Annotated in this window: 11 protein-coding genes and 2 pseudogenes; 2 read left to right on the top strand and 11 right to left on the bottom strand. The window is 34.5% G+C overall.

What is annotated here, in order from left to right; translation table 11 throughout:
* Window positions 1–113: pseudogene (locus CAT7_RS11525) on the bottom strand (IS6 family transposase); the annotation flags it as partial.
* A gap of 84 nt (window positions 114–197) precedes the next feature.
* Here CAT7_RS11525 and CAT7_RS11520 point away from each other — a divergent pair.
* A complete protein-coding gene (locus CAT7_RS11520) occupies window positions 198–803 on the top strand; it encodes an FAD-dependent oxidoreductase (protein WP_083790556.1) in 606 nt (201 codons plus the stop codon).
* Between the two features lie 291 nt (window positions 804–1,094).
* On the opposite strand, the gene lspA is transcribed toward CAT7_RS11520, so the two are convergent.
* From lspA to CAT7_RS11480, 8 genes and pseudogenes are all read right to left on the bottom strand, one after another.
* Complete coding sequence (lspA, locus tag CAT7_RS11515; protein ID WP_007725803.1) at window positions 1,095–1,565, bottom strand: signal peptidase II; 471 nt, start codon at window positions 1,563–1,565, stop codon at window positions 1,095–1,097.
* A 150-nt stretch (window positions 1,566–1,715) separates the two neighbouring features.
* A pseudogene (locus tag CAT7_RS11510) lies at window positions 1,716–2,324 on the bottom strand (IS6-like element IS1216 family transposase); the annotation flags it as partial.
* 5 nt (window positions 2,325–2,329) lie between these two features.
* The gene (locus tag CAT7_RS11505; RefSeq protein ID WP_007725801.1) at window positions 2,330–2,947 is read right to left on the bottom strand and encodes a CadD family cadmium resistance transporter; all 618 of its coding nucleotides are present in this window, start codon (window positions 2,945–2,947) and stop codon (window positions 2,330–2,332) included.
* 16 nt (window positions 2,948–2,963) lie between these two features.
* Entirely contained in the window at window positions 2,964–3,329 is a 366-nt protein-coding gene (locus tag CAT7_RS11500; protein ID WP_007725799.1) for an ArsR/SmtB family transcription factor, read from the bottom strand.
* Window positions 3,330–3,483: 154 nt separating this feature from the next.
* Entirely contained in the window at window positions 3,484–3,840 is a 357-nt protein-coding gene (locus tag CAT7_RS11495) for a hypothetical protein (protein WP_007725797.1), read from the bottom strand.
* Window positions 3,841–3,870: 30 nt separating this feature from the next.
* Window positions 3,871–4,353, bottom strand: coding sequence for a helix-turn-helix transcriptional regulator (locus CAT7_RS11490; RefSeq protein ID WP_007725795.1), 483 nt, complete (start codon window positions 4,351–4,353; stop codon window positions 3,871–3,873).
* Window positions 4,354–5,610: 1,257 nt separating this feature from the next.
* A complete protein-coding gene (locus CAT7_RS11485) occupies window positions 5,611–5,988 on the bottom strand; it encodes a hypothetical protein (RefSeq protein ID WP_007725791.1) in 378 nt (125 codons plus the stop codon).
* 49 nt (window positions 5,989–6,037) lie between these two features.
* Window positions 6,038–6,298, bottom strand: a complete 261-nt coding sequence (locus CAT7_RS11480) for a hypothetical protein (protein WP_007725789.1) — start codon at window positions 6,296–6,298, stop codon at window positions 6,038–6,040.
* Window positions 6,299–7,259: 961 nt separating this feature from the next.
* Between CAT7_RS11480 and CAT7_RS11475 the strand changes: the two genes are divergently transcribed.
* On the top strand, window positions 7,260–7,478 hold the full coding sequence (locus tag CAT7_RS11475) for a hypothetical protein (protein WP_007725787.1): 219 nt from the start codon (window positions 7,260–7,262) through the stop codon (window positions 7,476–7,478).
* Between the two features lie 59 nt (window positions 7,479–7,537).
* Here the strand turns inward: CAT7_RS11475 and CAT7_RS11470 are convergent, their stop codons facing one another.
* Window positions 7,538–8,089, bottom strand: a complete 552-nt coding sequence (locus tag CAT7_RS11470; RefSeq protein WP_007725785.1) for a tyrosine-type recombinase/integrase — start codon at window positions 8,087–8,089, stop codon at window positions 7,538–7,540.
* Between the two features lie 284 nt (window positions 8,090–8,373).
* A partial coding sequence (locus tag CAT7_RS11465; protein ID WP_007725778.1) for an IS6-like element IS1216 family transposase occupies window positions 8,374–8,956 on the bottom strand: 583 nt, incomplete at its 5' end.

The following is an 8,956-nucleotide window of genomic DNA, read 5'->3' as shown; positions in this document are numbered from 1 at the left end:
CGATCATATAAGATTTCTTGAACTTCACGATAGCTAAGGTTATAACGAAGATAGTAGCCCACGGCTACAATAATCACATCCTGCTGAAATTGCTTTCCTTTAAAATGATTCATCGTCATTCCTCCTGCTATCTTTTTCTATTATTCTACCTTATTTGATAGTAGATTTAAAACTTTGCAACAGAACCTCTAGTTTCCATTGGAAGAAAACCCAATACAGGGAACAGTGGCTTGGAAAACATCAGGGTCGAATTAGACCAGCGCGGTTTTATTAAAATCAATGAAAAATGTCAAACGAATGTTGAACATGTCTATGCTATTGGAGACTGTGCAGGCGGTCATCTTCTTGCCCATAAAGCTAGTTACGAAGGGAAAATCGCTGCAGAAGTGATTAGTGGGATGAAGAGTGCGATTGATTTCCAAGCAATGCCTTTTGTCATCTTTAGTGACCCAGAAGTCGCTTATACAGGGCTAACGGAGAGCGAGGCAAAGGCAAAGGGATATGAAACGATTGCCAGCCGTTTTCCATTCCAAGCAAACGGAAGAGCTCTATCTGTTTCGGACGCTGATGGTTTTGTCCAGATTGTCGCGGAGAAGAACACCAACCTGGTGCTAGGTGTGCAAATGGTAGGACCAGAGGTATCCTCTCTCATTGCTGAAGCAGTCTTTGCAATTGAGGCCGGAGCAACTGCAGAAGATCTCAGCCTCACCATCCATGCACATCCAACCTTGCCGGAACCCCTCATGGAAGCTGCGGAAGGGGTTTTGGGGCATGCTATCCACATGCTCAATAAGAAACAGTAAGTAGAAACAAAAAAGCTGGGACAATCAATGTTCCCTGATTGAAGAAAAAAGAAAGCTAGTAAAACCTTAATCTGGACTCTATAAAGTGAGCTCTTAAAAAGAGATCCTTTATAGAGTCTTTTTTTGTACCCACAATGGAAGCTAAAGAAGCTGATTCCGGTGGAATACCGGAATCAGCTTCTGAGATAAACTGCCTGAGCTCTCTTTAGTTATCCTTGGCTTGGAGCCTAGCTTAGCCATTTTTGCCTGCCTATCCAGCAACCCGGCAGTTCATTTCCTTTTCGCCCCTTCCTAATCCCTTTTGGACGTAGTTCCCTCTTCTTTTTCGAAAAAGAGGAGGTAGACGATCATGGTACCCACTCCGATGGTGAGGAAAACATCTGCCACGTTGAATATCGGGAAATCAATGAAATCGAATCGGAGCATATCCACCACATAGCCGAGACGCATGCGGTCAATGAAGTTGCCCAAAGCCCCCGCCAGGATGAAGGAGAAGCTGATACCGGCCAAAATGCTCCTTTGCGGCAGGTTATGGAAGGTGTAGACCAGATACCCCACCACCAGGACGGTGATGATGAAGAAGAGGCCCATCCTCCCTTGCAATATCCCCCAGGCGGCCCCACGGTTCTGGATGTAGTACAGGGAAAAAATATTTGGGATAACTTCCAGCTCATCGTACAAGGCGAAATTCTGGACGATTCCCCACTTCACTAGTTGATCTATGGCAATCAAAACAGCTGCCAGTAAGTAATATAAAATCATACAGCAACCTCTCTTTATCAGTAATACAAGCACTATTCATTGTAGACGACAGGAACGAGGAAGTATAGTTCTTCGTCGGAACATTATTCGCCTACTGGTTCTGTTGCAAAGTTTTAAATAAAGAATAAAATCCCTTACGGTATCTATGATTTAAGCTGGGATTCCCAATAATACCTTGATTTCAGTACAGACCGAAAACCCGAAGAGAGTGCCTTCTTTTCGGGTTTTCTTATATAATCCTCGAATGGCTTCCATGCCTTTAATCGTGGTAGAGGCAGTGCGTAAACTTCGATAGAATTTATTGCGTCTCTTTACTGGACGATGGTCTTGTTCAATCAAATTATTCAGGTATTTAATGGTACGATGTTCTGTCCCTTGATAAAAGCCGTATTCTTTTAGTTTCTTAAAGGCACTTGTAATAGAGGGGGCTTTATCTGTGACTACAACCTTCGGTTCATCAAACTGCTTCACTAACCGCTTAAGAAAAGCATAGGCTGCTTGTGTGTCCCGTTTTTTACGTAACCAAATATCCAAGGTTAAACCATCTGCATCGATGGCTCGATACAAATAATGCCATTTTCCTTTAATTTTGATGTACGTTTCATCCATTTTCCATGAATAAAAGGATTTTTTATTTTTCTTTTTCCAAATTTGATAGAGTAGTTTGCCATATTCTTGCACCCAACGATAAATCGTCGTATGAGAAACGTTAATGTCACGATCATATAAGATTTCTTGAACTTCACGATAGCTAAGGTTATTTATTAATTAAATAAACTCAATACAGTTTGAATCGTACCATTTTCGATCAATATATAAATTCCTAAGCCAATAAACACTATAGGAACAAGGATTCGTTCATATTTTTCTAAGGTTTCGGAAACAAAAGAAATCTTGGCTAATTTGTAACTGATATAGCAAAGAACCGCAACAGAAATAGCAAATACGATTAGAGCGGTGACAATCTCTGAAAAAGATAACGAGGCAAAGTAAGGAATATAAATCCCTAAGTTATCGCCACCAGAAGCAATTGTTATTAAGGCAACGGTCCAAAAGAAGCGGTTTGTTCCTCTTGATTCAAGCTTTTCAACGACTTCCTCTTCTTCTTCCTCCTCTTCGCCAACCAATGCCACTCTGATTCCTAAGAAAATCGGAATTAGACCGAGAAGCCCAATGATCCAATTTTGCGGAATGAAATTCAGCACATATGCTGCAAATAAACTTACGGCTACTAAGATACCTGTTCCTAGATATTGACCCCAAAAAATCTGACGGAGCCCTTTTTTTGTATGACTTTGAGAAAAAATAATCAGCAAGATAAATAAATAATCAATGCTGGTAGAAACGTAAACAGCGAGAGCTGATAAAATACTTTGTAACAAAATAACTTCCTCCAAACTAAATTTTCATAGATATATTTTCTGACAACTTTAGAAAATCCTGCACAGCGGAAAGTATCTCTTCATTCGCTAAAGAATAATAAACTACTTTTCCATCTTGACGTGATTTTGCTATTACGTTCTTTTTCAAAAAACGTAAATGGTGTGACGTTGTAGCAATACTAGCATTAAGTATCGCCGCTAAATCACAAACGCACATCTCCTTATAAGTTTCTAAAGTATAAAAAATTTTAATCCTAGAAGAATCGCTAAAACATTTTCCTAATATAAGTAAAGTTGAAAGGTCTTTATCTTTTAAATTGTTTTTAACACTAGCTACTTTTTCTTTATGTATACTGTTAGTTGTACATACTTCTGCGTTCATTAATTTAACCACCCCCATTCAAACGAACGTTTGAATGAAGTATAGCTATCTAAGCATTGTTTTGTCAATAAGTAGTTAATCTGTAGACAATTCAAATAAATTCAACATTGATAAAACAAGATTATTGATACACTATTTTAAGCAATTTCATGTATTACATATAAGTTTTTTTCCTTTTATATTTTACAATTATCGTAAATAATGACCCGAAATACAAAAACCAAATGATTGGATTATCTAAGTTAAGACCATTTTGAGATTCTCCACCAATTAGGCTTAATATTAGTAATAATAACATTATTGCAGTTACTGTTAAAAATTCTAATTTGAGTGATTTAATAGAATAGTGTAAATGATCTTGTGTGATAACTGCTAATACTATAAATAAAATCATGACCAAAGCACTTACTTTATAGCTAATTCCTATTTCAGGAAAATAATCAAATACTAATGTGAGAGCGAACATTATACTTGCTATCCTTTCAAATAATTTATTAAAAGTATTCTTCATACAACACCTCCATTGATTATACTAAAAGTTCTATCTATTTCTTGATTTAAAAATATCAGTCCATTTTCTTTTTTTACTTTCAGGATCCAACTTTATTTCATTTTCAACGTCATTCAAGTTTATTTCTAATTTTTCTATTTTTTGATTCGCTTGTAAGGTTAAAACCTGCTGATTTTCAATTAATTTTTGCAACTGTTTTTGTGATTCTAACAGTTGAGCAATTTGCTGATCTTTTTCTTTTATTTGTTCTTTAAAATGATCTATTTCTTTGTCGTTTCCTACTGTTTCTTTTGTCGGTTCTTTGTCGGTTTTAACTGTTTCTTTGTCGACAGAGAACTGTTTTCTTTTGTCGATTTTATCTGATAAAGCCTTTTGCCCCAAGGGTTTTATGTATATAATGTTTTTGTCGCTCTTTGTCGTATAGTTTGTCGGCAAAGACTTTAGATGATATTGCACCGTTTGTTTGGTCACACCTAACATTTCTGCTACCTCTTTTACCGTTTTATCTGTCAAAACTACACCTCCATATATCCTATTTTGTACCCTATTTTAAACTACCTATTCAAGTAATGACATAAAATTATAAACGCTCTTATTGTAAGCAAAGTTAAGCAATTTATTTTTTTGATTGGCTAAAGCCAATTGGTTGCAAGAAATCACTCGGTAACCGCTGCGCTCCACCTTCGCAATTTCTAGCAAATTTTCCTAATCCTCCTGATTAAGCAATCCAACTAAGTTTTTCCGCCTAATTATCGGTTTAATCGTTGACAAAAGGCACTCGGAATGCTGACAGAGGGCTGATGTTTGTGGTGTTGAGCATAGTTGTACCCTAGTCTAGCTAATATCAGGTTTTGATCAATATCAGCTTGCTAGAGTACAACTATGCGTATTATGTATTTCTCGTTTTGACGTCAGGAGACGAAGCGGAGCCACTATCACATATTGTATCAGTCGGTATTGTTGTCTCAATACGCCTAAAACCCTCTTAAAATCTTCCCTAAGAGCTTTGTTTTAGGCTACCAGGCTTTCAGCCTAAGATTACCACCCCTGCCGTTAAATCGGTCGCAGTCACCATTCAGAACAACAGGGGATACAATTACCCTATTTAGATGTTCCTAGCATTCCTTTATAGAATCGGCGAATGCTTAACCTGTCCCTTTAATTGCTGTCACGCATACAGTTTGTCCTCTGTATTTTTGTACGCAAAAAGACGATCAACGAAGCCTGCCTAAGAAGCCTCGTCAATCGTCCTCAAACGTTGACTTTTTTTCTGAATATTATATACTAATAAGTGAACGAAGGTTTATTTCGTTTCTTTTTTTAACATATATTATCAAAAAATGGACTTCGTAAGTGTGGCTTACGCTGTCTTGAGTTATCGGGAACGCCAATTCCTGATAACTTTTTTTTGTATCTTTTTATGTACGAATATTAAGTTATTTTAAGTATAACGCTGTCAATTCTAAATAGCAACTTTACATAAAAATAAATTATCACTAGTTAAATTGCCCTTTTTAGCTGATTACCGGTATTTTCCAGTTTATTATTCTTTTTAAAATTAATCGATCCAGTTCAAAAGCCACCCTAAACAGTGGCTTTTTTTGATACCTAAAAAGACTTTAAATAAAATAAACGATTAATTACCTTCGAACTATTTAACGTTTCTTAAAACGCAATTTTTAGATTTTTAGAGCATGTTCATTAATTTTTTAGTTCAGTTCAGCAAATTCTTTTTCAAACTAAAAAAATTATCAGAAAGTATTTTTAATTTTAATAATGATCAAAAGCTTTTTTTACTTGGTTTTTTTCAATATCTCTTTTTACTTTTTCTCTCGATTGATTGACTAAACTATCTTTAGTATCTATTTCATTAATTGTCGTAATAGAAAGAAAGTCAGCCATAGTTTCATTTAAATAAAGTAGTGTAGCTAATTCTTTTTTCACTAAATTAATATCTTTTTTGATACTATCCGAACTCTTTTTTTGATTTTTAAAAGCGGTCGTTTTATTTTCTTTATACGCCACAATTAATAACTCCATTAAATTATTTAGTGAACGGATATCATCTTCTTCTACAATTTTATTTAGTTCATTCATGACTGTATCGGTTAATCGAATGGATCTATTTTTTGACGGTTCTTTTGCCATATCATTTACCTACCTTTATATTTTTTTATTTAATGACTGATTTTTTTTATTATTCTGTTAAAATATCGATTAGTTTTGCATTACTTTCAATATATTTTTCTAAAATTTCAGTGTTCTTGTTCATAGCGATTGCTACATGATTCATTGCATTAGTAAATTGTTTTTCACTTTCAAAGCTATATCTATGTTTTGTATAATCCTCAAATATTTCTGTTGTTAGTTTATTAAGTGGTATATTTCTTTCAGCTGCTTCATTTTCCAATAAATGTTTTAAGGAATCTGATATGTTTTTTATATCAATTCTAGCCATAGTATCCTCCTAATTTAATTTATTTTATCTGTTCCTCTTGCTCTTATTCATTAGTCAAAACGATCAAAAAGGTGCAAGTTCAGAAATAGTTGTTTTTTACATTGGAGTTAGTTGGGTATCTTTACTGTTTCTTAGAAAGAGCATAAAGAGATTCAGGCGCCTACCGTTTTTTCGCGTTGCTCCAAAACGTTGACGTGTCAGGCTGTGCCTGACGAATCTCAAAGAAAAAAACAGGCGCCTAACAGGCTGTTTTTAGCACTTTTTCCAAAAACACCTTTAACCCCTACCTATCAACGTTTCTAAAAAATCGTGTAATACGCTTGTCCTATGGAGGTATTGCGAATGTATTGCATTACGCAACGCAAGTATAACACATATGTGCTGCAAAAGTAGTGCGTTTTTCACTCTTTTTTAAAAGAAATTTTATCAAAATTTTTTAAAATAAAAAAATAAAATTGGAATTGTACACATGAATAAAAAATAACTATTTATTCTTCATGTGTACTTTATTTTTACTCTTTTTTCTTTTTTATCAGCAAAAAAAAGAAACTTTCTGTCACATAAATTTATAAAATCAGCTTCATTTTTTTAAATAATCAGCCAATAAGATAAACAAATGACTTAGAAAAATAGATAATATTTTAAAAAAATCACTATGATCTTTTAACATGAGTGAAACGAATTTTTAAAATTGCGAAGCTATTTTTCACACAAAAGGTCGTACTTAAACATCATTCTGAAAGATGATGTTTAAGTACGACCTTTGTTCTAAACTTATACACGATTTTTATCGTGTATAAGTGCGCCCTTTAGAAATAAGAATTTAGAAATGAAAAAATTATATATGAACAAGAAATGACATTACGAAAAGAAAAACTATTTCATAATTTAAAAAAAGTAGCTATACAAACTAAATGATTTATAATTAATAGCAGGAACTTAACAAGGGGGGAATAATTCTTTGATAAGAACAGTTGGAGATTTCCAAGCTAATTATAAAGCGATTATTCTTTCGGAAAAATTAAGTGAGTGCAGAAAGAATACCTTACTTAGAAATCTATTAAATGATATTGAAAATATCTTTTTTGGCACATGCAATAAAGAACACTCAATTATTGAACAACAAAAAGAAGCTAAAAGCTTATATAAACAAATTAAAAAAAATTTAATAAACTCTTAAAAATGAAAAAAGAGACGACGAAATTATAAACTGTCGTCTCTTTTTTCATTGCTAAAATCTTAAAAACCTAGCCTGAAATTTAATAATGTTTCGCTGATTTCATCTTCATTGATCCCAATGTACCGTTTCGTGATTTTTTCGCTGCTGTGACCGAATATTTCCATCAGTGTGGCCACGTCTTTGGTTTTCTTGTAATAGTGGTACCCAAACGTCTTACGCAGCGTGTGCGTGCCAATATCGTCTCTTCCTAACAACTTCGCGACCTTTTGAAACATTTGATAGACCGTATTGACTTCTATATGACCGCCTTTGGTGCTAGGAAACAAATAATCCTCTGGTGCTAAGTCTTTTGTATAGTCTCGGATCAAGTCCTGCAGACTACTCAAATACAAAATACGGGTTTTGCCTGTTTTTTTCTCGACAATTCGGGGGTTTTTGGAGGAAATCAGGTCTTTTTTCTTCAATTTTACGATGTCGGACATGCGTAATCCGCTATTAATACCGATCAAAAACAGAAAAACATCCCGATCTGCGTTTTTATTGCGCCTCAAACAGAATAAAAAGTCGTTTATTTCTTGCTGGGTTCTTAAGGGTTGGACGTTATAACTCATTGAAATGCGCTCTCCTCTCACAAAACAGATACATGATTTCGTTCATTATACCACGAAATCATGTATTATAGGGGGTGATAAAAAAAGAACCCTATTGGAATAGGATTCCGGATACACGATTTTAGGTAATTTCATGTATCGAATTATATTACTTAGATAATGCGCCAATCTGTTAGTACAAAAAAAAGACAACGAGTTTTAATCGCTGTCTTTTTTTGTACTAACAATCAGGTTCTGTTGCAAAGTTTTAAATAAAGAATAAAATCCCTTACGGTATCTATGATTTAAGCTGGGATTCCCAATAATACCTTGATTTCAGTACAGACCGAAAACCCGAAGAGAGTGCCTTCTTTTCGGGTTTTCTTATATAATCCTCGAATGGCTTCCATGCCTTTAATCGTGGTAGAGGCAGTGCGTAAACTTCGATAGAATTTATTGCGTCTCTTTACTGGACGATGGTCTTGTTCAATCAAATTATTCAGGTATTTAATGGTACGATGTTCTGTCCCTTGATAAAAGCCGTATTCTTTTAGTTTCTTAAAGGCACTTGTAATAGAGGGGGCTTTATCTGTGACTACAACCTTCGGTTCATCAAACTGCTTCACTAACCGCTTAAGAAAAGCATAGGCTGCTTGTGTGTCCCGTTTTTTACGTAACCAAATATCCAAGGTTAAACCATCTGCATCGATGGCTCGATACAAATAATGCCATTTTCCTTTAATTTTGATGTACGTTTCATCCATTTTCCATGAATAAAAGGATTTTTTATTTTTCTTTTTCCAAATTTGATAGAGTAGTTTGCCATATTCTTGCACCCAACGATAAATCGTCGTATGAGAAACGTTAATGTCACGATCATATAAGATT

Origin of the sequence: Carnobacterium sp. AT7, assembly GCF_000171855.1 — a bacterium.
Classification (GTDB): Bacteria; Bacillota; Bacilli; order Lactobacillales; family Carnobacteriaceae; genus Carnobacterium_B; species Carnobacterium_B jeotgali.
The sequence above is the reverse complement of the archived record's forward strand: the minus strand, read 5'-3'. Positions and strand labels throughout refer to the sequence as shown.